This is a genomic window from Legionella maceachernii, from assembly GCF_900167045.1.
Taxonomy (GTDB): Bacteria; Pseudomonadota; Gammaproteobacteria; order Legionellales; family Legionellaceae; genus Tatlockia; species Tatlockia maceachernii.
Genome location: NZ_FUXJ01000021.1, coordinates 27,647 through 51,424, shown reverse-complemented (window position 1 = coordinate 51,424; position 23,778 = coordinate 27,647). Strand labels below are relative to the sequence as shown.

The following is a 23,778-nucleotide window of genomic DNA, read 5'->3' as shown; positions in this document are numbered from 1 at the left end:
GAATGTTGGTCGATGGATTTTATGCACGATCAATTAGACAATGGCCGTTCTTATCGATTATTAAACGTACTTGATGATTTCAATCGAGAAGGCCTTGCTATCGAGGTGGACTTTTCCTTGCCAGCAGAACGCGTTGTAAGAACTCTGAATCAGAGCATTGAGTGGCGTGGTAAGCCACGACAAATTCGTTGTGACTATGGGCCTGAATATATCAGTAAGGTACTGGAACAGTGGGCTGATAAAAATCAGATTCAATTAGTTTTTATCCAACCGGGAAACCCGCAGCAAAATGCTTTCATTGAGCGGTATAACGTACAGTTCGATATGATTGGTTAAGCCAACATTTATTTGAAAGTATTGCCGAGGTACAACACCATGCGACACAAGGCTATGGACGTATAATAATGAACGACCTAATACTGCTATCGGAGGGATCCTCCAAAGCAAAAATTGGCACTAGTTGCTTAATCCTCTACTTTTAGCATCACTTAAAATGGGGGGATTACCGGCCGTATATCGATAAGATGGCTGTAAATCTCTTAAACGTTTAGCAGAGTAGCCCATGACATATTTTGTTAACGTGCGTTGATAATTATTGTTTAACCAGTGAGTATCAATTTTTGCAATGCCAATCGTCTCAACTAATTCTAATTTCTTGGTCAAGGCTATGAGTGCTTTTGGAGAAGGTTGAGAAGGGGGCTGCTTTAATTGCTGTAATAAAGATAATCGGTTCTCATCCACTTTAAGCAAATTATCCAATGCGATACATTGTATTTCTGTTAAATGATTTAACATCTTGTCATAAATAAACTGTCGTGCTTTTTGCCTTTGGGTAATAATTAACCGCTCCAAAGTATCGCGGGCAGGCTGTAAAATATTCTGCTCTTTCAAAAATTGTTCGGTCTTAGCCAATAATATGCTAATGTGTTCTATTCGTTGTGCTTCGATAAACAAAAAGTCCATGACTTGTGCCATAGTGTCTTTATCGAAATTTGCTAAATTCAAATAAATCCGAATTTGCTGCTGATGCTCTGAGATGGTTTGTTGGCGTTTTTGATAGGCATCAATCAATTCTGTTTTAATACCAAGCTGCAAAACGGCAAAAGTCAGTATCTGTGATTGAATTTCAAGTGGAACTTGATTAGGAAATCTATTAAACACTTTAGCGAACATGAGCTGATAGGCAAATCCAAGGCGATTATGCTGTCCCCGACATCTTTGAATAGTGAGCCTATCCTGTTGTGGTAATGTGGCAAGCTGAACGATGATCGATTCAGGCAAAGCTAAGATAACTTCTTGTTGACTCAAATCCTATTCCTATAATTTTTCTTTTAAAACCACTCAAAAAACGAGCGTTTTCTTAGCGGTTGTTAAACATAGGCTATGTACTTTGAATCTCTGCTTAAAAACCCATTGAAAAAACAAAGCTAAGTTTGCTAGTATGCCAGTAAGTTTCTAAGTCGACAAAGGGAATTATGCTTATTGGTTATATGCGAGTATCCAAAAGTGATGGCTCTCAAATTTAGATTTACAAAAAGATGCCCTACTTGCAGCAGGGGTCAATGAAGAGCGTATTTATCAAGATACCGTTTCTGGTAAAAAAGAAGCCAGACCTGGATTGCAAGCCTGTCTTAAAGCATTACAGCCAGGTAATATATTGATAGTCTGGAAGCTTGATCGTTTAGGCAGAGATTTAAAGCACCTGATTACAATTATCGATGGATTACGGCAACACAATATTGGCTTTAAAGTGCTAACAGGACATGGCGCACAAATTGATACCACCACCGCTAATGGTCGATTAGTCTTTGGCTTATTTGCAGCATTAGCAGAATATGAACGAGAACTCATTATTGAACGTACTCATGCTGGTTTAAAAGCAGCGAGAGCTCGTGGCAGAATGGGAGGACGTCCCCGGAAAATGGATATATCAACTTTACAGATTGCCATGTCTGTTATGTCCGATAATAAAGCGGTCGCATCTCAAATTGCTAAAAGATTAAATATCACAACCGCGACACTTTACACCTATCTTAATGGAGATGGTTCATTAAAAGAGGCAGGAAAAAATCTATTGGCAGGTAAAAAGTAATGACTTTCTCTCTGAAATTAGAGCAATATTTAGAGAGATATTTGAATTAAAACAGATTTTTAAAGATATCATTGGTTTTGATGATTCCAATAAAGTATTTCATTTAATATATCAACTGATTAATGAGCATCTAAAAACAAGTATCGAAGATATTTTGTTTATTGAATCCAGTATTGGGGTCGTATTTGGTTTTATTTTGTCAAATCATCAAAAAATTGTGCTGAAAATATATTCGCCTAAAATTCCCGAAACTTATTTAAAGAAGATGAACGAGGTACAGAACCTCTTTTATAAACAAGATTTTCCAGCACCCAAAGTATTAAGCCCTATCTTTAAATTCAATCAAACGCATGCTGGATTATATGAACTGATAGAAGGCCAAAAAGAAAATGGCCATCAATTTATTATTCGCTCACAGCTTGCTAAAGCGCTAGCAAATTTCTCAGCTATTGTAGACAAATTTCAATTAATGCCACTACAAAATATTTTTCAACAAGCCAATGATAGAAAGCTTTGGCCTATGCCTCATAATGCCTTATTTAACCTAAAGAAATCAGCTAATGGCGCTGGATGGATTGCTAAAAAAGCCCTCTCAGCTCGTAAGTTATTAAACAAAATCAATTTACAAAAGAAGCTTGCCCATACAGATTGGGGAACTAAAAATGCTATTTTTCAACAAGGAAAGCTAAAAGGTATTTTTGATTGGGATTCGTTAGGCACTATGAATGAGCTTGAAATGCTAGGAAGAGCAGCTGCTCAGTTTACAGCTGATTGGGGCTCTGGTTTTAAAATAACGCCAACTCCAGATGAGGCACGGGAATTCGTTAAGTCTTATGAAGAATATCGTAAATGTAAGTTTACCCCAGATGAACTGAAAATTATTTCGGCCTCTGCTGATTATCTTATTGCCATCATTGCTCGCTTTGAACATGCAGGAGGCAGCCTTTTTATACATCCCTATCAAGATTTGTTAAAAGAGTATGGTGAAAAAAGTTTTCTTTTTGTATAGAATTTATTGTTTTTTAGCTTAGCGTGTATTTACGGACGATTCTTCCTGATACCCTTAATAGAGGTATTGTAGTTTATATGTTTCTTAGCTCAATCCATCTGCTCCGTGTTATGTTTTAGTACTTTTACTATTTCCTGAATATTTGTGGTACCTTTTGCTGCTTTTACGGTTATTTCAATAAGGCTATCACTTTCGGAAATAAAAATGCCGTTTAAATCTAAAAACATCAACGCAGCTTGATATGCTGTTCTTTTATTAGCATCAGGAAAAGCGTGTGCTTTGGCTATAGCTATTAAATATAATGCAGCAAGTTCGAAAATATCTGATGTACCATTATATAGATATTCATTAATAATTCGATTTACAGCTCCTTCAATCAACCCAATATTGCTTGATGGAGCCATAGAAAGAGTTACTTTTTGAATATCGCAAACTTGCTCAGCAGATAAAAACTCTATGTCACTCATCTATCAGCTAAAGCCTGAATATTCTTAGCGTGTTTTTTTTGAATGCGCTTGAGAGAGGCATTAAATCGGTCGTTGTCAGCAAACTTAATACTTTTAGCCTCTAATTTGCCTTCAACCTTAGGAGTAGGTGTAAGAAACACAGATTGATGACCTCTTCTGGTAATTTCAATAGTTTCTCCTTTCTCTACACGCTCTAATGCGTCAGCAAGATTTTCTCTGAAAGAAGTATAAGTCAAAGTTTCCATGGATCACCTAAAAATATGTACATGTACATATTAACATACTAGCACAAAATGGTAAAAATATTTTTCATTTATTGAGATGGAAGGCTGGCAAAAATATTAATTAAGAACCAAGTCTGGCATGTAGCAATAATACATCAACCATAATGTGGTGTTCATACTCGTCAAGAGGCATACCTTCTTTCAGCTTAGTACCAATGTTTTTACAAATCTCGACTTGATCCTTCCTCAAAAAACCGGACACCAACATTATGCAGCCATTCCCACTCATTAGGAGTTAGAAACCCTAAGGTTGAATGGATACGCTTGCGATTGTAAAACACTTCAATATAATCAAACAGAGCCAATTGAGCCTCTTTTCTTGTTTTAAAGAAGTCCCATAAATCGCCTCGACTTTCAAAGTATGATAAAAGCTTTCCATAACTGGCGGAATGAGGAGAAGCTTAAACTAATAGATGAACTGTTAAAATAAGAAAACTTTCTATACCATATTAAGCTAGACACTTTTAATTTTTAAAAAAATCAATTATTTGTTCAATTTTATTGTAAAAGTCACCTAACTCCTCGTCCTTCTTTTTTATACCTTTAGCGGTGAAATAACCTAGTTTTTCTTTTGCGGGTTTGGTTTGAGCTGGCTTATCTCTAATATCAGTACGTTCCCACTGTACCACTTTGTAACTTTTAAATTTTTTTTCTAAAACTTCCTTAACCTTATTCTCCTCACCTACCGCGGGATCAGACGGTGAATCTATCAAGACACAAGCTTTTTTTATTCCTAAGTCCTTTGCCAATTGAAATGCAAATTCAAAATTTTGAATTCCCCTCACCCCATAACCAAAAAAATTAATATCTTTATCCTTAAGTTCATTCTCTAAAAGACCAACGTCCTCCTGTCCTTCAACAAATAAGATATTGTCTTGAAAAAAAATTTCCCTTGAAACTATATCCATTAAATATGGTTGCTGCCAGTTCGAGCCATTCGTTAGTTTCTTATATTTGTTAAAATCTTTTATCGTATAAATTTTAGAGCTAGTATCATTTATTTTCGCAACCCGATTAAGCACAGCACCATTTTGTATATATTCCCAACTTACAAAATAAGGGCTATGGGTGGAAATAATAATTTGTCTATTTTGTGCATATTCAGCAATTAACTTAATTAACTTCTTCTGCGCCAGTGGATGTAAAGAAAGTTCTGGTTCATCTATGATAATACCTGACGTTCTAGGTTCAAAAAGATGGGCAAGAATTCTAATAATTGAAATAACTCCATCCCCTAAAAAATCTGTTTTATGTTTTATTCCTTCGCTAGAGGTATATTCAATATATTCGTTTTCTTCATAAGCGACTGCCCACTTAGTAAATTCGGGAATTACTCTTTTTACTAAAGCCGTAAATTGCTCATATTTTTCACTGTCTTTCTCTATATCCTTTAAAATATTAGCTGTAGCTATATTATTTTGCTGATTTCGAGGATTCAATTCGCGTGTGGTATCAAGAACTGCCGAACTCAATTGCTCCCCAGCGGTTGTTGATTGCCAATGTCTTCTTGAGGAAATTATTTCAAATAATTCATTAGGAGGAACTTTAGGATCCTCTTTTAATGTGTATGAGTCTTCTCGCAATAAGCTCACTTCTCTGTTTAAATTCTCATCTATATCATATAAACAAAATCGGGGACCACTGTGAGTTCTTTTCTCCGAGGATCTTATTTTTACCTGCTCGTTTATCCACAAACCTTCAATGAGGGTGGTTTTTCCAGAACTATTTGAGCCAACAATATACGTGATGCCAGACCCAATTTTATCTGCTACAGGTATACCAAACCATAGTGATTGCTCTTGTGAAAAACAACGAAAATCTGATATAGAGAATTTTGTGTAATTCATTTCTTGTCTCCGATTAGACTAATTACAAAACAGTTCTTCAATACTTGTTTGTATTTCTTCCTGGCTCGGTTTGGCATAACGAAAAATTTCCTTAATCGACACATTGCCGCTAAGCTCTTGAGCGAAGTGCACTCCATGCTTATCAGTGACTTTCCTTAAAAAAGTATGTCGAAGTTTATGAGGAGTAAAGTTAAATTTCTCATGGTCCGGTAAAAATGCTAAGGCTTGCTTTAACACCCTTTGGCATATTCGATAAACATCTAAAGTCTGTAAGCGCGTCCCATAGCGTGTAATAAATAACGGCTCATCTTCTTGCGCCTTTATCTTGCTTCATTAAAAAGTAAAGATTGCGACAACTCATCATTACTGGATGTAATAAATAATATGACGGATGTTTTCATTAATAAAGAACTGTTGAACTCTTTAAAATTCTTAATTTGAAGGTATCGCCTCGAGTGGAGCAGAAGCTAAGGATATGATAGCTGCTGGCATTGTCTTGGTAAACGGCATAATAGAAAAACAGAAAAGAAAAAAGATGGTTGCAGGAGATACGATTGAATTGAAAGGTGAGATCTTTCGGCTAAAGTTGGGCACCAATTAACATTTTGATAGGCTCAGGCCTGGTAAAAATGGGTGAAACCCAAGAAGAATTAAAGCGTTCCAAAGGTATTTTCATATTGATAGTAGGGTATTTTTGCTGAGAGCTAGAAAGTATCTTAAGTCTGATTACTTGTGATAATCAGACTTATTCTTTGAAGTTAAGCGGAATGAGAAAAGCAAATTAATCAAGCAATTTTCGGCTTACTTCCCTTTCTCTAGCACGCTCTATTGCTTCGTGTAATCTTCTTCCAAATATTTCTTTTGGTGGAAGTTCCGTAATAAAATGGGAAACTCTAATCCCACTTTTTGTTCTAGCTGTAACAATTCAACTCGTTCATCAGATTTTTTTGAGCAAAGGATAATTCCAATAGGTGGATTCTCTCCTCGCTCCATTTCATGCTTTTCAAGCCAACGTAAATATAATTCTATTTGTCCCTTATCTGCAGGTTTAAATTTACCTTTTTTTAGCTCTATAGCGACCATACAGCGCAATTTTCTATGGAACACTGGTTCGAGATGCTGGTGACTTCTAAAGCATTTTAATTTCAACCAATTAAGCGATTTCGTGGATTTGCAATCTATTCCATACGGGGTTACTATCGAAAATTGCTTCTGTAGAGGTATTTCAACAGATTAGTGATTACTGCTTTATCAAACAATTCTGAATAGCTGTAGAGGAGGAGAATTTACAAGCATGGGTTGTTAACCCAATAAAACATTTTTCAAAACAATCATAAAAAAGAGGAGAGGTTATGCCTAATGAATTAACTCAACAAACCATATACCCATCCGCTAATGCGTTAGAGCCTACTAACAATGAGGATATTCAATTTTTGAGTAACGGATTTCTCACTTTAGGGGTTGAAATTGAACTTCAGCTTATTGATCCCGAAACACTCAATTTATCTTCAAAATCAGAGGAAGTACTTCATGCAACTGCTGATTTACCTAAAATCAAGCCTGAATTTTATTTAAGCACAATCGAAATCACCACAGACAAGTGTGATAACGTCAAAGAAGTAGAAGATGATCTCTATACATCTTTGTCTGATCTTCAGTGTGCTACAAAAGATCTTGGACTATTATTTGCATCCACTGGATCTCATCCCTTTTCCAAGTATTCCGATTGGCAGGTTTCGCCAACGGCACGTTACCTTGATTTAATTGATCGCAACCAATGGTTAACAAGACGTATGAGTGTTTATGGCCTTCATGTTCATCTTGGCATGAAAAGTGGTGAGGATTGCATCCGATTCAATAATTTTTTTATGTATTTTTTGCCTCACTTACTGGCTCTTTCCTCCAGCTCTCCTTTTTGGCAAGGCATTGAAACAGGACTTGCCTCTTGTCGGCCCACCGCATACGAAGCGTTGCCCACCGCAGGACAACCCTATCAGGTGAAGTCATGGCAAGATTTTGAACATCTTTATAAAAGCTTGAAAGCCTGTGGCTCAATTAAATCATTAAAAGATCTATGGTGGGACTTAAGACCAAGTCCGAGCTTTGGTACTTTGGAGATAAGAGTCTGTGATGGTACAGCGACCTTAGCGGAAACATTAGCTCTTGTTGCATTTATTCATACCCTTGCTTACTGGTTTGCTGATAATGGAGGCTGGTTGGAATCAGTCGCGTGCCCTCCCCATTGGCTTTCGCGTGAAAACAAATGGCGTGCTATTCGCTATGGTTTGGATAGTGAGCTTATTATGAATACAGAAGGTAAAATTAAACTCATGCGTGAGGATATTTATGAATGGATTGGTAAGCTTGAACCTTATGTGGATAAACTTAATTATCAACACTACTTCTCTTTCCTAAGAACAATTATGGAATCTGGAACCAGTTCTGAAAGGCAAAAAAAGGTTTTTAGTCAAAATGCTTCTTTTGAAGATGTCGTCAAACACAATGTAAGAGAGTTTTTATTGCAGAGGCCTCTATATCGACAAGAGTCGGTTTTCTCGCAAAGTACTTCAACTGTCGCTGTTCCCTAGCGGAGAGAACGTATTTGTAAAGAAGCAATGTCATCGTTAGCCCCTTTCGATGTGGAACAAGGAGATAGGGATGATCTTTGACAAATTCAGTGACTTCCAGAGACAGTTCTAGCAGATAAAATCAATTTTATCTGCTAGGTTTTAATTCCAACAACGCCACTATGCTTGGCTTGTTTGGCCGATTGATTTCTACCCCAAAATACTCGATTGACAGCCTATAAGTGTTGCCCCATTACAGGTACACCATTTTGCTCCATTTCCGCAACTGATGCATTGGGAGGCGCTCGCATTGCAATATGCACTGCCACTCGATTGCCCATTATTCCAACTACAAAAGCTTGCACCAGGATTGCTTTGGCAATAGCTAGTGCTTGGGGGCGAGGCGGTCAATATAGGGCCAGTAGTGGTGGCAGAGATAGAGGCTTGATAATGAGCAACGCTAGCGCCAACGTTGCCACAGTATCCTGATGAAGGGGTCTTACAATCTTCCATTTGCGTTGTTGATACACCCGTGATCGCTGTTGTAGCAAAATTATTATCAGTAAGTGTGCTCAGATTTTGAATAACCTGGTTACCAACAGTGGTTATCGTTGAAGGGAGTTCAATACCAGTAATTTGAGTGAGCGATCGGGGGCAAGTCACAGGGACCACTGAAACATTACTGAAATTTTGGGAGTTAAAGCCTGTGGTCGTGGCGACTTGACAGGCATTTTGTAAAGTCTGTGCTGCATAATAAGTTTGGCCATTGTAAGTCACAGAGTAATTGGCATTGATAGTCGAGAAGTTATTAAAATAATTTGCGCACAAGGGGGAAGGGGAGTTTTCGATGTTATTACTCCAATTGATGCTAGAGCCAGTGCCCCAGAAAGTTGAGCAAAATTGAGGAAAAGCACCAGAGCCGCCTCCGGCCATGTAAATATCAAATGAATTAGGATTCGCAGCAATATTAACCGATTGAAAAATCATATAGGGGTAAGTGGATTTGCCGTTAAATTTTAGAGCAAAGCAATAGCCATTCAATTGGTTACAGCCCCCTGAACAATTCGCTATGCCCAGCTGGTCGCCGAGTGCTGCTGTACCTACCGCATAAACGACATTTGAAGGCGTCATAAAAGAGGGCAAAACACCTCCTGCTGAATCCAGAGATACGGCGGTGAGCATCGCCCAGGAGCCGAGCATGGTTTCAGGGGTAGCAAAATTATCAGAAGTAACACACACGTTACCTGAAGGGGAACTTCCATAAGGAAAATTGGGGTCGAGTGACATGACTTGTAATGTGTGCGGCGGATTAGGTTGTACACAAGACATGCCGGGCATGATACATACCTGTGGACCACCATTAAGCTGTAACAATTGGTTTCGATTAATGAGTACCGAGAGCACACAAGAGGATTGAGGGAGCAAAACGAAAGGATTTGTGCAGTGTCTAAAATCCGAGTAATTTTGCACCACGCCAATGTCGGTAGGTAACATGAAAAAAGTATGGATACTTCCTGTTTGGTTCGTGACCAAGTACTCAACCACAGTGTGCCCGTTATTGGGCATGAGGATAGTCGTTGTAGTGAGCGGTATAAAAGAAAGGGAGGCATGGAGTAAGGCGGTTGGAAGCAAACACGTACTTGCGACACTAGCAGCTAAGTGTTTAATGATGGTTTTGATGTTCATATATGCCCTTATTACTCTTTGCGAAGGTTATGCAAAATGCGCACTGATCCCAAACAACACGGTTTGAACATGAATAGTATGCAGCGTGTTATCGAGGTTTGCGCTAAGACCTGCTAAACGGCCAGTAGTAATCAATGGCCTGTGCGCAGAACGATCTCTAAAACCTGAGTATAAATACTCTATTTTGAATGAATAACGATCAAATGCAGCGTACTCCAATCCCCCGCCGGCTGTCCAACCCCAAATGGTTTTATCGAACGGGATTGGATGAACCACTAAGTGTTGTAAATCAGTAAAAACTTGCCTGTAAGTGAGTTTTGATACAGCGCTGCCCCCGGTCACGTAAGGTAGAAATTTCTTATGAATGTAACCCAAACGAGGGCGTAAAGTGCCTATATGATGAAGCTTAGCGCAAGTAAATAAGGAATAATAATGTTTACTATTCGCCGTGTAAGCAAATATGCCTCCAGAAGATTCATGTAAATTAATATAATCGTAACTTACTTCAAATCCTAAGAGCAGGTTGGAAAGGACAGGTTTATTGTAGCCAAGTTGAGCGCCGCCTGAAAATTGAGAGGAGGTCAGTGTCTTTGAGCCGGACGCATTAATATTCGGAATAGCGGGCTGATGAAATAATGGGTTTGGAGAGGTATTCACCACAGAAAGGGTATTTTTTAACCCACCAAATGCCGCACCGAGATTGCCTCCTATATAATACCCAGCCCATGGGATATTCGTTGTCCGGGCATCCATTGCATGAACAGAGTGACTAGTTGCCAAAATGGAAACAATTATGGATGCGACTGAAAGTATTTGCTTCACAATATCCTCCCTAATATGAGAAGGTGGATTTTATGGGCCTTTTAGATTTAAGTAAATCCTTCAGTAGACCTAACTCATTCAGGATATCCGTATCTAATCGAATATTATCCGTTAAGATGTCTACGTTTTGCTTTAATAACATCTAAGTGAAGAAACATGTTATAGTAAATTCACTATAAACCATCGCGTTGAGAATTCATGGATTGGACTAAGAGGCTCAAGGATTATGAACAAAGAATCGCGAAAATAAACGGTTTTTTTGAGCAAGGGAAAAAAGTATCTTCCAAGCACATCGTTGGCTTGCTGGAGGCTGCGATTAAACCGGGTGATATTGTTTGTCTTGAAGGAGACAATCAAAAGCAGGCGGATTTTCTTGCTCGCAGTCTTTGTCAAGTAAACCCCAAAAAGATTAATCGCCTTCATATGGTCCAATCAGCCGTCGCTCTGCCGGAGCACCTCGATTTATTTGAACGTAAAATTGCAGAAAAAATTGATTTCGCCTATGCGGGTCCGCAATCCACTCGTTTGGCTTTGATGATCCAAAAAGACCAGATCAAAATCGGTAATATTCATACTTACAACGAGCTCTATGCTCGCTATTTAATCGACTTAACCCCTAATGTCACATTAGTTGCTGCCGAGCAAGCCGATGCGCAAGGTAATTTGTACACGGGGGCTAACACAGAAGAAACCACAAGTATTGTCGAAGCCACTTCGTTTAGGAATGGAGTAATTATTGCTCAAGTCAACAAAATGGTCTCTAAGCTCCCACGCATTGATATTCCTGGTGATTGGATTGATGCGGTCGTTGAAGCACCAACGCCTTATTATATTGAGCCCTTATTTACCCGTGATCCAGCCCATATTGATGAAGTCAAAATTTTGATGGCCATGATGGTTATTAAGGGAATTTACGCGCCTTATCAAGTGAATCGCCTAAATCATGGCGTGGGTTTTAATACCTGTGCAATCGAGCTCCTTTTGCCCACCTATGCTCAATCTCTAGGACTTAAAGGAAAAATCTGTAAACACTGGGTAGTGAACCCTTTACCGACGCTGATTCCTGCAATAGAAGCAGGATTCGTGGAGTCTATTTTCTCGTTTGGGGGTGAAGTAGGCATGGATGAATACACTCGCTCTAAACCCGATATTTTTTTTACTGGCCGAGACGGATCCCTACGCTCTAACCGTCTTTATGGGCAACTAGCAGGACATTATGGCTGCGATGCATTTGTTGGTGCTACTTTACAAATTGATCTGCAAGGTAATAGCTCTACAGCAACGAAAGGGCGAATTGCGGGATTTGGTGGTGCTCCGAACATGGGTTGCGATACCACCGGCCGAAGGCATTCTTCTTATGCTTGGCTTAAAGCGGGCCGTGAAAAATACGGTCATCAATCACCAGCGATGCCACGCGGGCGTAAGTTGGTGGTGCAAATGGTTGAAACCTTTCAAAGTGCGGGTAAACCCACGTTCGTGGAGAAATTGGATGCTTGGGCATTACAAAAGGAAATGCAGGCTGATTTGCCACCCGTGATGATTTATGGTGATGATGTTTCGCACCTGGTTACTGAGGAAGGAATAGCCAATCTTTTATTATGTCAAAGTTTAACAGAACGAGAACAAGCGATACGTGGCGTCGCAGGATACACCCCCATTGGGTTAAAACGGGATAAAGCTATGGTCGATGCGCTGCGTTCCCGGGGTGTCATACAAAGACCCGAAGATTTGAACATTTCTCTAAAAGAAGCCGATAGGGATTTACTCGCAGCACAAACCATGCAGGATTTAGTAACGATCTCAAAAGGATTGTATTGCCCCCCTAAAAAATTTAGAAACTGGTAGAGTGACTTATGGACACCTATGAATATACTTTTGAATTAGCAAGAAAAATAAAAAAAGGTGCTGTGACTAAAGTCGGAGTCGCTGGTTCTGGCAATTTGGAAGTGATTATTAAACCCAATACCCATTCAATACAAACTCAGATCACGGTGCACACGATAGTCAGCGGATTTAAAGCAACTTGGGATAATGTCATTCAACGTTTTGTTGAGGATTATCCCTATCAGGAACTTGAACTAACGCTCAATGACGCGGGTGCTACCCCCGCTGTCGTATCACTACGCTTGCGTCAGGCCATTGAAACCTACGAAACCGGCTATCACAAAAAAGACCGTTATACAGAGGCCACGGCGCGTAACCGCATTAATTCTTTGGTGGATGAAGGTAGTTTTTCTGAGTTCTTATTGGAACAAGAAACTCCCAGCCCTACATTGCCTCAGCTGGGAATGCAGGTGGAAACGGATGATGGCATTGTCATTGGGACGGCACAATTTGCAGGCACTAAAGTGGCAATTGCCTCACAACAAAAGGATTTTATCGGTGGCTCTGTTGGCGAAGTGCACGGTGCCAAATTGAATGGCTTAATTCAATACGCGGTGAAACATCAATTACCAGCCATCGTATTGCTGATCGACAGTGGCGGTGTTCGTTTACAAGAAGCCAATGTAGGTGAAATTGAAATTTCAGAGATTATTCGCTCCATTCTTGATGCCCGTTCGGCAGGTGTTAAAACCCTTGGGGTCATTTGTGGAAGCAATGGGGCTTATGGTGGCATGGGAATTATCAGTGGTTGCCTCGATTATCTCATTGTTAATCAAGTGGCTCGTATTGGCATATCCGGTGCGGAAGTAATCCAAGCCGTAAAAGGAACCGAAGTGTTTGACAGTAAAGATCGGGCCTTAGTTTGGCGGGTCTATGGCGGACGAACTCGGTTCATGCAAAAAGCAGCACAGGCTTATACGACAAATCAAATGAGCGATATTCGCCAAAGCATTATCGATGCATTACAACAATTACAAAAACAGCCCTCTATTAATCCGGATTGGGTGCTTGCGGAACATCAATTATTACAGCAACGAATGGACTCGGCAAAGGAATGTCATGAAGAAGGAGAATGGATAGAGCACCACGCTCCCAAATTGCAAGAACATGATGTGTTTAATTGCACGGATAAGGAATTTCTTTCCTTAGTTAAGAAGGGAATCAACAATGCCTAGCGATAAAATAGCATTAAAGGAATTGCTTGCCAGTGTTTTTACTCAAACTCAAACTGAAATCAAGCAAAACGTGGTTTTTGGTACTGGCCAGATTAAAGACACTCGATTTAATATTATTGGCACAGTAGAAGACACCCATTTTGGTATTGACGAAGCCATGGAAATGGCGAAGCATGTATTAAATTTACTGAAGAGTAGCAATACGGATCCTATTTTCCTTCCGACGGATGTGGCTGGACAAAAACTTTCCATTCGCGATGAATGGCTAGGCATGTATGCCTACTTTGCCCATTTACTCAAATGCTTACATCTTGTAAGAAGAAAAGGTAATCCAATCATTTCATTAATTTATAACCAGGCGATCGGTGGTAGTTTTATTGCCTTTGGGATGATGGCAGATCGTATTTTTGCCTTAAAAAATGCACAATTAGCGGTGATGTGGCTCGAGGGTATGGCTAAGGTAACTAAAATCGATATCGAGATCTTACGCCGCATCAGTCAAGACTCTCCTGTTTTTGCCCCAGGAGTCGAAAATTTTAAACAACTCGGTGGAATCCACGAGGTCTTAGAACTGAACCATGTAGCAGAGGCACTATTAAAAGTGACACAGGCTGGAGAAATTAATCAAGATCATCGGGCGGAATTGGGTAAACAATATGGAGGGCGGACCCAAGCTTATGATCTCATTCGAGCCATTAAACGCTTATGATTTATCATCGCCATACCTTATGCTATTTAGAAAAAGGGGCTAAACCGCTCTCGCCAATTCAAAAGCGAGAGCGTGAATTACTAGACTACTGGTTGGAGCATCAGTTTCCACTGATTTATACGTCTCAACCCAAGGAGCTCAAACCAGGGCTAGTGCAGTTAGCATTCCCTTTTTTCGATTTATCTTCTCAAGAAAAACGCCGTTTTAGAGCCCACTTTGATTCAATCATGATTAGGGAAGTGAGATCGCTTCCAACGTTTCAAGAGGTTTTTCCACAAGTCACTCTTAAGCTAAATACAGATATTAAAGTGTACGGCTCGTATGGTTGGCAACACCTAACCCAACTGTGTTACGTCCACCCCAATTCTGATCTTGATCTCTTACTTTTATACGAAAAACACTCTTTAACCGAACTCGCCGAGCTCTATTGGAAACTCAAGCAAATCTTAGCGATTTCACGCCTGGATGGGGAGATTCGTTTTCCTCACTTCGGTGATTGTTCCTGGCTAGAACTCATTCAACCTAATAGCAGTGCAACCATTCTTTATAAATCGGCACAACACATAAAACTTATCTCCAGGGACTATCTGTATGCTCAGGTTCCAACACTCAGGGCATGATCCTCATAAAGTTGCCCGTTTTTACGCCAAACTGGCCGTGCGTGCTTTATACGAGGAAGTTGCTTTATACCCTAAGCCGGGCTTAGTGAGTTTTATGGATAATGGCGCTCATCAGGATATGGACGGGGCTTTATTTTTTCGCAGTCTTTTTGGTTTGAGGCATTACTTTTTTCAAGTGGGACTCTATGCGTCTTTGGGGCATGCTCCGCAAAAATTAGTTCGTTGGGGGTTACAGGCAGAACAAATCATGTACCGTATTACTAAAGGGATTAATACTCACCGAGGTGCTATTTTTGCTTTAGGTATTTTATGTGCCTCTTGCTGTAAATTAAGCGTCAAAAAAAATGACTTTTCGATGGATGATCTCCATCAAGCTATCATTGAGGATTGGGCCACATACCTCACTTTGCACCATCGCAATGACAACACGCATGGCGCGATAGTCAAAGAAAAATATGCCGTTGCCGATGCAAAGCAAATTGCTATTGGAGGATACCGTCTTGTTTTTGAAACTTACTGCAATTTACAAGCTTTCCACCATGATAAAGTCTTTTTGGGGTTGCTCGCTTACCAACGATTTTTAATACATCTTGATGATATTAATGTATTGTATCGAGTAGGTTTAAATGGCCTTCAATTTGCGCGTGATCAAATCCAGAAGGCCATTTCCTTGGATAACAGGGAGCAGTCTATTCAGGCCGCTATTCAGCTACATGATGTCTTTTCGCAGCAAAACATCAGCCCGGGTGGTGTCGCAGACTTGCTCAGTGTATTGTATTTTTTACATTCTATTTTTTCTGGAACATCATTATGAATGTCTTATGCCTTTTTGCGGGACAAGGTTACCAAGAGGATAATTTATTCAACTTCTTTAATGACGATCCAGTTGCCCAGGAAATATTGCATCGATATGTTACGGCAATGAATCTTCCAAAGGACTCCATTTCCACAAATAGTAAAAACCCTTTTTATGCTCAACTGATAATCGGCTGTTATCAACTGACTTTATTTGCGCGGTTAAAACCTCTATTTGAAGGGCATCAACTTAACTTTGCCGGATACAGTTTAGGTGAGGTAGCTGCCTTTTTGGCGAGTATTGAGGCCTCACCCGATGAAATGAGCCGAGTCCTTGCTTATCGTACTAAGCTAATGACGTCAGTGATAAACAAACATGGGACATCGGATTATGATTTGCTGTACATTAATGGTACATTTGATGGGGAAGAAATGCGCGCATTAGTGACCGAGGCGCATTGCTATTTGGCTATTATCAATTCGGATCAACGGGTAGTGGTTGGGGGAAAAGTTACTGATTTAAAAAAACTTTTAATTCGCTTATCGCATATACCCCTTAAAAAAACGCAGTTTCTAAATATCCATTTGCCGTCGCACACCCCTTTCTATGAAAACCTACGAGGCCAATTTCATCAATTCATCAATGCGTTAGGACCAAAAAATCTCCATTATCCGATCATAAGTCCGATTAAATTAGGTAAAGTGTATGAGTTTGAGGAAGAAAAAGAATGGCTGGATCAAGAAATTTATACCCCATTAGAGTGGCAAAAAGTCTGTGAATTGATTAACGAATACCAATATGATCGTATTATTGATTTAGGTCCAGGAAATGCCATGACCCAACTTTTAAATAATGAAAGCATGAGTCTTGTGATCGCATCTGAGTTTAAGAGTATCACCGGGTTTTATGAGGCGATATCCAGGGAGTTTAATACTTAACGGCTATTTATGTGAGTGAATAATGTGTTCAGGCAATAATAAAAAAAGCAAATTTAAAAGGGTAATTTTAAAGGTAACGCTCATGGTTCAATCCATTTTAATCCTTTCCCTAATGACGTTTACACTCATTACTCACGCAGCCTTGCCCGCTGATCCAATCCAGCGCTGTTTAGATATTAGACGGTTCGCTGATTTTACTACAAGGCAGAAAATGGCTGCCAAAGAGCCGGGAGTGCTTCGCTTTAAGTTTCATAAAATTTCGGCCTCTGAATTACCGCTAGATAACCCAGTCGGTAATATGGATGAAGTCATCAAGGCATTAACGAATCAGATTAAAAATTGTCAGCATTATCAAGGTGAAATTAAAAAAGTGACTATTGCTGGCCATACATTCAAACGGCATGAATGGTGCCATAGCACCAACAAAAAAATGCTCGCTCTTGCAAAAGCTGCTCATGGCGATTTTAAAAAATTTTTATCCAATATTAAAACCGAATTTGATTGGTATAAAAGCGAAGGATGGCCGGAAAATCATGCGGATTTTAAAAAGGGTGAATTTCAATTTACTGCCTATTACGCCCCGGCTGCTATTGAAGCACGCACGAAACGTGCTGCCCCTTTTTTATATCCAATTTATAGTAACCCAGGGGTTGTGAATGCGGCTTCAGAATCGAAGAAATTTCATTTAAAAGGGCCTCTATGCGGCAGTGATCCACTGACTAAACTAGGGCGTGGATTTTGTATGAAAAGTGCGGATGGAAAATACACTGTCGTACCTGATCGCGAGGAAATTGATCAGGGCGCTTTAAATCCAAAATACGTCATTGGTTACGTTAAAGACCCCAATGACCCTCCTTTTTTAATGATTCAAGGGGCAGGCTCACTCATGCTCGATGGCACATTATTTCATATCAATTACGATAGTGCCAACGGCAGGCCACGCACTATGCTTGGACGCATTGTCCAATGCGCTCAAGATCCCACATGCGGAGGTAATCTTGACGCTATGGAACGTTGTGCTAAAGATCCTAATTGTTATGATGAAGCACAGTTACGCTGTAACGTCTCTAAAGAAATTCGACATAGCGCCGCATCCGAAAAACTCATTCGCCAATACCTGGATAACCCTTTGAATCGTCATAAGGCCGCCAACTTGAGAAATCGGGATCAAAGTTTTGTGTTTTTTTCTAAAGAAGAGGAGGGGCCATATGGTTCAGAAAATATTCCTCTCACTCCACACGCTTCATGTGCAACCGATCACCAGGTCATTCCTCTTGGAATGAGTTTTATTTATTATTGCAAAAAAATGGCTTCATGGTGTGTGGCCCAAGATGCAGGCGGTGCTATTGTGGGGGCTCATGTTGACATTTACAAGGGAGAAGGAATCCAAGCTGGCATCGAGGCTAATGCCCTAAACGATCCAGGCTCATTATTTATCGCTTTGCCAAAACGTAAATAGCATGCATCCAGCTATAAGCTTTAGCAAGTTATGAGGCTGTTACTAACTGTTTCAGTATAGGCTATAATTATTTGGAAGAATGTGTTTGCACCCGATAACGTATCCCGCATTTTATTTCTTCTCGAATACTAAAAATCAGATAAAAGCCGGATAGCAAAGCATCTCAGGACTGTACAATGAGTCACATGCTATTAATGAGCTTTGATGATAGTCATATCATGAATTTAAATCGGACCCTCAATCGATTTCTAGAGTATGCTTTCAGTTTAATTGAAAAAGCAACTATTCAATTTTGTTATATCGGAACGGCCAGTAATGATAGTTTGATCGAGCGAAAATTTTTTACTCGATTTGTAAGTTCAAAATTTAGAAAAAAAGTTATTACTTCAGAGTTGGTTTTGACAAAATCGCAGTTAACAAAAGAGCAGCTCGAAAGCTATCTTGCTCAACAAGATATCCTTTTTATTGGGGGCGGTAATACAGAAAAAATGCTGGAAATATGGGAAAAATCAGGATTTACCTCTGTCCTAAATAAACTCAAAACCGAAAAGCGATTACCTGTTCTAGCGGGCGTAAGTGCCGGCGGAATGTATCCCTTTTACTCTGTGTTAAGTGATGTTATGCCAGGACAATATAAAGCATTGCTCGGCTTAGGGTGGTTAAAAGAAAGTTTTTGTCCGCATGCGAATTCGAAAAAAAAATCGCTTTGCGATTACAGTAAGAATCAATATTTAGAGCGTATGGAGGCCTATGTCATTGCTGTAAAACAAGGATTATTACCATCGGGTTATGCTGTGCCGAATGATTGCATGCTGCATTTTGAAAATTTTAATTTAGTGAAGACTATTTCCTCATTGCAAAATAATCAATGCTACTATGTTACTCATGAAAAAGTTTTCGCGTTAGAGACTATTTATGCTGCTGTTTCAAGTAATCCAAATATTCGTTTGGAGTGCTGGAGTAGGGGATTTAAATACCTACATCATTTTAAACAATGGGCAAAAAAATTGCATTTGTGGACAAAACGAACTATCTAACCGAAGATTAGCCATTTTAGCTTTCTAAAGTGTCCTGTAAGGTATACGAGGTAATTATTTTTAACAGATTAGAACCCAGTGTATTTCTAAATTCAGGCTTTAAGCTACCCGATAGTATGAGATAGGGTTTCCCTTTTTCATCTCGATTAAACCAAACGTTTAAGACATTTTTCTCAACTAATTTATCCCCTTTATAAAGAACATATGGTTTTTGTTTAAACCCAAAAAATTCTTTTTCATAGTCATTATGAATAAAATTATTCATGATATTAACGTTAACAAAAAAATGATTATTTTTTCTTGATAGGAATACTCGACCAAACATTAATAAAATTTCATAATTTAATTGATGTTTGTAAAAAACAGTGCTGTATATTTTTGCAAATAATTGAATAAAAAAATTTCCTATTTTTTTATTCTTCCAATTTTTCTTAAGAATGGATGAAATTTTTATAATAGCCGGACAAGATTGATGCGAATTGTTTTCAATTCTATCGCGTTGTATTTGCTGTGCAACTTCAAATAAACTTAGCGATTTATTTAAGTCTATTTTTATTACCTCATTGCGAACAAAAAGACCTACTGCATTATCATAAATTTCACAGTCTCGAGTTGATTTAACAAAATTAATGATGATTGTTTTATTACTATGATTCAGATAGTTGGTCAAAGTATAACCCGTTGCGGCTAACAGTATGTCTGCCATACTGAGTCTATTTTTCTTGCAAATTAAATGCAATTTTTCCACGGTGTTTTCGGCTATTTCAAAATAAGAAGTACAGGACAAATTAATGCCATTTAACCTTTGCTCTATTGGAAAAATAAGCATGGGTATGTCTTTTAAATATTCATCCCAGAAATTAATGTTTTTTGATAAGGTTTTTCTAAGCACTTTTTGTTCGTGTAAGACATAATCGCGAAAAACGAGTTCCTGTTGAACAATCGGCTCCAGGTCTTTTTTATATTCCACATAGGCATTAGACATTTCATTTAATACAATATTGGCTGAGATTTCGTCACTAATAAAATGGGACAAGGCGATTTGTAATTCGCTCAAATTATCTGCCATGCGAAATAATTTTATTGTGATTAATGGTAAACCATTCCGCCACTTCTGATTTTCTAAATTATTTAATGAGAGATGGAGCTTTGTTTCCTGCTCTTGCGGCTTTAACCCACTAATATCTTTTTCAATGACCTCAAATTGACGAATCTTTTCCTGTGGATACTGTAAAGGGGAGTATTTCGCAATTCGATAGCATAAAATGGGATGATTTTTACAGAGTAGCTCAAAGATAATAGCTAATTTGTTTTTATCTAAATTTCCTGCCAATCGCTTTCTAATTACTATATTAGATACTTTTGATTTGGGATAAAACAATCTCATTAACCAGAATAAAAATTGCAATTCATTTAATGGTATTTCTTTTAAGTCCGTTGGAGTGTTTTTTTTGTTGTTATCTTCAGAAATATCAGTTGATTCCATAACAATATTAGAAAGCTCACTGATTGTTCCTGCGTTATATAAATCTTGTAATTGAATATTCTTTCGCGTTATTTTTCGAATCTTAACGATTAGCCTAATTGCCGACAATGAGTTTCCACCTAAATCAAAAAAATTATCATTGATACTAATCTCTTTTACATTTAATGTTTCTGACCAAATTGTTTTAAGTATATTTTCCATTTCATTTCGAGGTTTTATAATTTGGCGAGTTTCTTTTATATCAGGTTCAGGTAATTTGTGAATATCTAATTTTCCACTGGCTGACAATGGAAACTCATCTAAAAATACAAAAAAAGCTGGCACCATATAATCTGGTAACTGTTTTTTTAGATAATCACGCAATTCATTCGTATCTATTGCTATAGATCCTTTACTAATGCAATAAGCCACCAATTGTTTTTCTTCAAATTTTTTATTCTCAAATCTTGATCGAATAATAACATTTTGAATGCCTGGATGTGATAGCAAACATTTTTCAATTTCATGAGTTTCAACGCGAAATCCACGAATTTTAATTTGATGATCTTGTCTTTCAACAAACTCAATATTGCCATCTGGTAAATAACGACATAAATCACCAGTTTTATACAATTTACCTGAGCTAAAAGGGCTATCAATGAATTTTTTCTGAGTTAATTTTTTTTGATTGAGATACCCTTTAGCAATACCGTCACCGCCTATATACAATTCTCCTAAAGTCCCAATAGGTACCGGTTGCCTATTTTTATCCAGTATAAATAGCTTCGTGTTCAGTACTGGTTTTCCGATGGGGATGCGATATTTATAGTGATTGATGTTATTGCTATCAATGATAATCCCTGATGAAGCAACTGTGGCTTCAGTAGGTCCGTATTCGCAAAACAGTTTCTGCTCTGGAAATTTTTTTAACCAATCTTTGATATCTCTTGCAAACAACGTCTCACCACCAAAGACAAGATATTTTAAATCAAGCGTTTTATTTTCATTTAAAACAATGCTCTTAATTTTTCTAAAATAACTGGGCGTAAGTTTGGCAATAGAGGTGTGTGTTTTCTGCAAATGGCTTAAATATAAATAGGGATCTTTTTTATCGGTTTCAGAACAAATGGCTACTTTCATTCCTGTTAATAAGGGGAATAAAGTACATGCCACCGAAAAGTCAAATGAAATGGAAGAAGAAAAATCAAAAATACCTTCCGAGGTAATTGGAATAGCTTTACTAAACCAGTGTACGAAATGCTGAACGTTTTGATGCGTTATCATTACCCCTTTAGGCTTGCCAGTCGATCCTGAAGTGTAACAGACATAAGTTAAGTCATTCATGGTGTTAATAGGCTTGGGATTTGCCGTGGAATAGAAGGCTAATTTTGATTGAATGGCGTCCCAATATATCTTTTGAGGTATGGGTAATTCTTCAAACTGATCCGTTAGCTGCGAATGGGTAATTATGATCTCCGTACCTGAATCCGATAATATCATTTTTTGACGTTGAACTGGATTGTTCGGATCTAAGGGAATGTAGGCTCCTCCTGCCTTTAAAATAGCTAATATACTGATTAATAACTTAAAGCCAGGTTCTATACAGATGGCAACAAGGGTATTTCTTTTGATTCCTACTTCTCTTAAATAATGTGCTAATTGATTAGCTTGATGATTAAGATCCTCGTAAAGAAGTGTATGTGATTTATAGATTAAGGCTATTTGATGTGATTTTTTTTTAGCTTGATCTTCAAACAATTTTGATATAATTTTGTGGGGATATTGAGATTCAGTTTGATTCCATTCTTTTAAGATTTTATGTCGTTCCCCTACACTAATCGATGAGTCCATGCTTATCTCCATATAAGAAAGGAATAAATGTGTAAGTATCACAATACAGTCCGTGATAAACTTATCTTATTCTTAAAAAAGCACATATCGCAAATTTTTTTGAAATTAATGCAACTGAAGGCATTTATAATTATAAATCAGTAATTCTAATCCGTTATTTGAATTCAATTATCAATTCGATATATCCAGATAAATCTTATTGTAGATAATCTACTGCTTGTTGTTCTTTAAAATATACTCTTGCATAAACTATTTGTGGCATATATCACATAAAAAATGTTGATTTTGCTAAATAATCGCAAAAAAAATGTCTAAATTAACTAATTAATTTTTATAAAAAATGGCAATAATTGTTTTTAGAGCGAAAGAGAAAGCAACCGTTACTTATTTATAATTTAGACACGATTTCTTAATGATTCAGCGGGTCCCTTCTTAGGGCAAAGGCTAATTAGGTTCATTAATGCGATTTATGTTACAATGGCGCCAATTTTTTTGTGGTAGCGTGTAAGTTTAGGAAATTTAATTGGTTTCAATAGATCGGAGGGAGTTATGATATCAATTTGGAGAAAGGCGGCAGTTAGCGTTTTAAGTCAAGCTGCAAAATCAAGTGTTATAGATGGTGCTCGAGTATCTGCAGGAGCTGGGCTACTATGGGGAGGATGCTATTTGTTTGATGCGATATCTAACCATAGCTTTTTTGGTCCTAAAAAGCAGACCTCTCAAATCAATGAACCAGATTTGGATGCTGACTCACTGCCTGGAATGGGCCCTTTAAAGTAATGTGTATTTAAAATGGTTCAGCTATTTAACCCATTGGATCAGGCTCAACTAGCTATCTGGTTATACTATTAAGTGTTAACTTAAGCGATAAGTGATTTATTCCGCCATAGCTGCTTGACCTATCCATCTCTTCTAAGCCCAAATAGATGCAACGATTAAATAGAGCTGCGCTCCCGACAGTGTGAGCTCTTTTATAAAAGACCACATCCTATTGATGAATAATTCGTTCTATAAATTGTGCTTGTAGCGGAAAGCAAGCATTTCTCTATTTGAGTTTTACTCTCTTATTT

At 38.2% G+C, this 23,778-nt stretch carries 22 protein-coding genes and 2 pseudogenes; 14 read left to right on the top strand and 10 right to left on the bottom strand.

What is annotated here, in order from left to right; translation table 11 throughout:
- Positions 1 to 468: pseudogene (locus tag B5D33_RS14515) on the top strand (DDE-type integrase/transposase/recombinase); the annotation flags it as partial.
- On the opposite strand, the gene B5D33_RS14510 reads toward B5D33_RS14515, so the two are convergent.
- Positions 457 to 1,308, bottom strand: a complete 852-nt coding sequence (locus tag B5D33_RS14510; protein WP_058453416.1) for a DUF4158 domain-containing protein — start codon at positions 1,306 to 1,308, stop codon at positions 457 to 459. The pseudogene B5D33_RS14515 and the gene B5D33_RS14510 sit on opposite strands and share 12 nt — an antisense overlap.
- A 265-nt stretch (positions 1,309 to 1,573) precedes the next feature.
- Between B5D33_RS14510 and B5D33_RS14505 the strand changes: the two genes are divergently transcribed.
- Together B5D33_RS14505 and B5D33_RS14500 are read left to right on the top strand one after the other, a co-directional pair.
- Positions 1,574 to 2,092, top strand: coding sequence for a recombinase family protein (locus B5D33_RS14505; RefSeq protein WP_324610547.1), 519 nt, complete (start codon positions 1,574 to 1,576; stop codon positions 2,090 to 2,092).
- A gap of 154 nt (positions 2,093 to 2,246) precedes the next feature.
- Positions 2,247 to 3,101 carry a phosphotransferase gene (locus tag B5D33_RS14500; RefSeq protein ID WP_058453417.1) on the top strand — a complete coding sequence of 285 codons (855 nt, stop codon included), beginning with the start codon at positions 2,247 to 2,249 and terminating at the stop codon, positions 3,099 to 3,101.
- A gap of 89 nt (positions 3,102 to 3,190) precedes the next feature.
- Here the strand turns inward: B5D33_RS14500 and B5D33_RS14495 are convergent, their stop codons facing one another.
- The 5 genes and pseudogenes from B5D33_RS14495 to B5D33_RS17000 form a co-directional block, all read right to left on the bottom strand.
- The gene (locus B5D33_RS14495; protein WP_058453418.1) at positions 3,191 to 3,568 is read right to left on the bottom strand and encodes a type II toxin-antitoxin system death-on-curing family toxin; all 378 of its coding nucleotides are present in this window, start codon (positions 3,566 to 3,568) and stop codon (positions 3,191 to 3,193) included.
- Complete coding sequence (locus B5D33_RS14490) at positions 3,565 to 3,813, bottom strand: type II toxin-antitoxin system Phd/YefM family antitoxin (protein WP_058453419.1); 249 nt, start codon at positions 3,811 to 3,813, stop codon at positions 3,565 to 3,567. The genes B5D33_RS14495 and B5D33_RS14490 overlap by 4 nt, the downstream gene beginning before the upstream one ends.
- Positions 3,814 to 4,013: 200 nt before the next feature.
- A pseudogene (locus tag B5D33_RS14485) lies at positions 4,014 to 4,169 on the bottom strand (IS3 family transposase); the annotation flags it as partial.
- Between the two features lie 147 nt (positions 4,170 to 4,316).
- On the bottom strand, positions 4,317 to 5,699 hold the full coding sequence (locus tag B5D33_RS14480; RefSeq protein WP_058453420.1) for an ATP-dependent nuclease: 1,383 nt from the start codon (positions 5,697 to 5,699) through the stop codon (positions 4,317 to 4,319).
- Between the two features lie 18 nt (positions 5,700 to 5,717).
- The gene (locus B5D33_RS17000; RefSeq protein ID WP_324610546.1) at positions 5,718 to 6,023 is read right to left on the bottom strand and encodes a tyrosine-type recombinase/integrase; all 306 of its coding nucleotides are present in this window, start codon (positions 6,021 to 6,023) and stop codon (positions 5,718 to 5,720) included.
- A 151-nt stretch (positions 6,024 to 6,174) separates the two neighbouring features.
- On the opposite strand from B5D33_RS17000, the gene B5D33_RS16885 reads away from it, so the two are divergent.
- On the top strand, positions 6,175 to 6,300 hold the full coding sequence (locus B5D33_RS16885; RefSeq protein WP_234802521.1) for an RNA-binding S4 domain-containing protein: 126 nt from the start codon (positions 6,175 to 6,177) through the stop codon (positions 6,298 to 6,300).
- Between the two features lie 224 nt (positions 6,301 to 6,524).
- On the opposite strand, the gene B5D33_RS14465 is transcribed toward B5D33_RS16885, so the two are convergent.
- Positions 6,525 to 6,806, bottom strand: coding sequence for a PDDEXK nuclease domain-containing protein (locus B5D33_RS14465; RefSeq protein WP_267889341.1), 282 nt, complete (start codon positions 6,804 to 6,806; stop codon positions 6,525 to 6,527).
- 245 nt (positions 6,807 to 7,051) lie between these two features.
- Here B5D33_RS14465 and B5D33_RS14460 point away from each other — a divergent pair, with 245 nt between their 5' ends.
- Positions 7,052 to 8,287, top strand: a complete 1,236-nt coding sequence (locus tag B5D33_RS14460) for a carboxylate-amine ligase (protein ID WP_058453423.1) — start codon at positions 7,052 to 7,054, stop codon at positions 8,285 to 8,287.
- Between the two features lie 189 nt (positions 8,288 to 8,476).
- On the opposite strand, the gene B5D33_RS14455 is transcribed toward B5D33_RS14460, so the two are convergent.
- Positions 8,477 to 9,952, bottom strand: coding sequence for a hypothetical protein (locus tag B5D33_RS14455; RefSeq protein WP_058453424.1), 1,476 nt, complete (start codon positions 9,950 to 9,952; stop codon positions 8,477 to 8,479).
- A gap of 27 nt (positions 9,953 to 9,979) precedes the next feature.
- Complete coding sequence (locus B5D33_RS14450) at positions 9,980 to 10,774, bottom strand: outer membrane protein (RefSeq protein ID WP_058453425.1); 795 nt, start codon at positions 10,772 to 10,774, stop codon at positions 9,980 to 9,982.
- Between the two features lie 198 nt (positions 10,775 to 10,972).
- On the opposite strand from B5D33_RS14450, the gene mdcA reads away from it, so the two are divergent.
- From mdcA to B5D33_RS14410, 8 genes are all read left to right on the top strand, one after another.
- Positions 10,973 to 12,619 (top strand): malonate decarboxylase subunit alpha, encoded by a 1,647-nt coding sequence (mdcA, locus tag B5D33_RS14445; protein WP_058453426.1) that lies wholly within the window; start codon positions 10,973 to 10,975, stop codon positions 12,617 to 12,619.
- An 8-nt stretch (positions 12,620 to 12,627) separates the two neighbouring features.
- Positions 12,628 to 13,833, top strand: coding sequence for a biotin-independent malonate decarboxylase subunit beta (gene mdcD / locus B5D33_RS14440; protein ID WP_058453427.1), 1,206 nt, complete (start codon positions 12,628 to 12,630; stop codon positions 13,831 to 13,833).
- Positions 13,826 to 14,542 (top strand): biotin-independent malonate decarboxylase subunit gamma, encoded by a 717-nt coding sequence (locus B5D33_RS14435; RefSeq protein WP_058453428.1) that lies wholly within the window; start codon positions 13,826 to 13,828, stop codon positions 14,540 to 14,542. The genes mdcD and B5D33_RS14435 overlap by 8 nt, the downstream gene beginning before the upstream one ends.
- Entirely contained in the window at positions 14,539 to 15,162 is a 624-nt protein-coding gene (mdcG, locus tag B5D33_RS14430; RefSeq protein WP_058453429.1) for a malonate decarboxylase holo-[acyl-carrier-protein] synthase, read from the top strand. Before B5D33_RS14435 ends, mdcG begins: the two co-directional genes overlap by 4 nt.
- A complete protein-coding gene (locus tag B5D33_RS14425) occupies positions 15,134 to 15,976 on the top strand; it encodes a triphosphoribosyl-dephospho-CoA synthase (protein WP_058453430.1) in 843 nt (280 codons plus the stop codon). Before mdcG ends, B5D33_RS14425 begins: the two co-directional genes overlap by 29 nt.
- Positions 15,973 to 16,896, top strand: coding sequence for an acyltransferase domain-containing protein (locus B5D33_RS14420; protein ID WP_058453431.1), 924 nt, complete (start codon positions 15,973 to 15,975; stop codon positions 16,894 to 16,896). The genes B5D33_RS14425 and B5D33_RS14420 overlap by 4 nt, the downstream gene beginning before the upstream one ends.
- Positions 16,897 to 16,978: 82 nt before the next feature.
- The gene (locus B5D33_RS14415) at positions 16,979 to 18,355 is read left to right on the top strand and encodes an MltA domain-containing protein (RefSeq protein WP_058453466.1); all 1,377 of its coding nucleotides are present in this window, start codon (positions 16,979 to 16,981) and stop codon (positions 18,353 to 18,355) included.
- Positions 18,356 to 18,531: 176 nt separating this feature from the next.
- Complete coding sequence (locus tag B5D33_RS14410) at positions 18,532 to 19,392, top strand: Type 1 glutamine amidotransferase-like domain-containing protein (RefSeq protein WP_078767484.1); 861 nt, start codon at positions 18,532 to 18,534, stop codon at positions 19,390 to 19,392.
- 16 nt (positions 19,393 to 19,408) lie between these two features.
- On the opposite strand, the gene B5D33_RS14405 is transcribed toward B5D33_RS14410, so the two are convergent.
- Positions 19,409 to 22,615, bottom strand: coding sequence for a non-ribosomal peptide synthetase (locus tag B5D33_RS14405; protein WP_214608093.1), 3,207 nt, complete (start codon positions 22,613 to 22,615; stop codon positions 19,409 to 19,411).
- 642 nt (positions 22,616 to 23,257) lie between these two features.
- Between B5D33_RS14405 and B5D33_RS14400 the strand changes: the two genes are divergently transcribed.
- A complete protein-coding gene (locus B5D33_RS14400; protein ID WP_058453434.1) occupies positions 23,258 to 23,488 on the top strand; it encodes a hypothetical protein in 231 nt (76 codons plus the stop codon).
- Positions 23,489 to 23,778 lie beyond the last annotated feature (290 nt).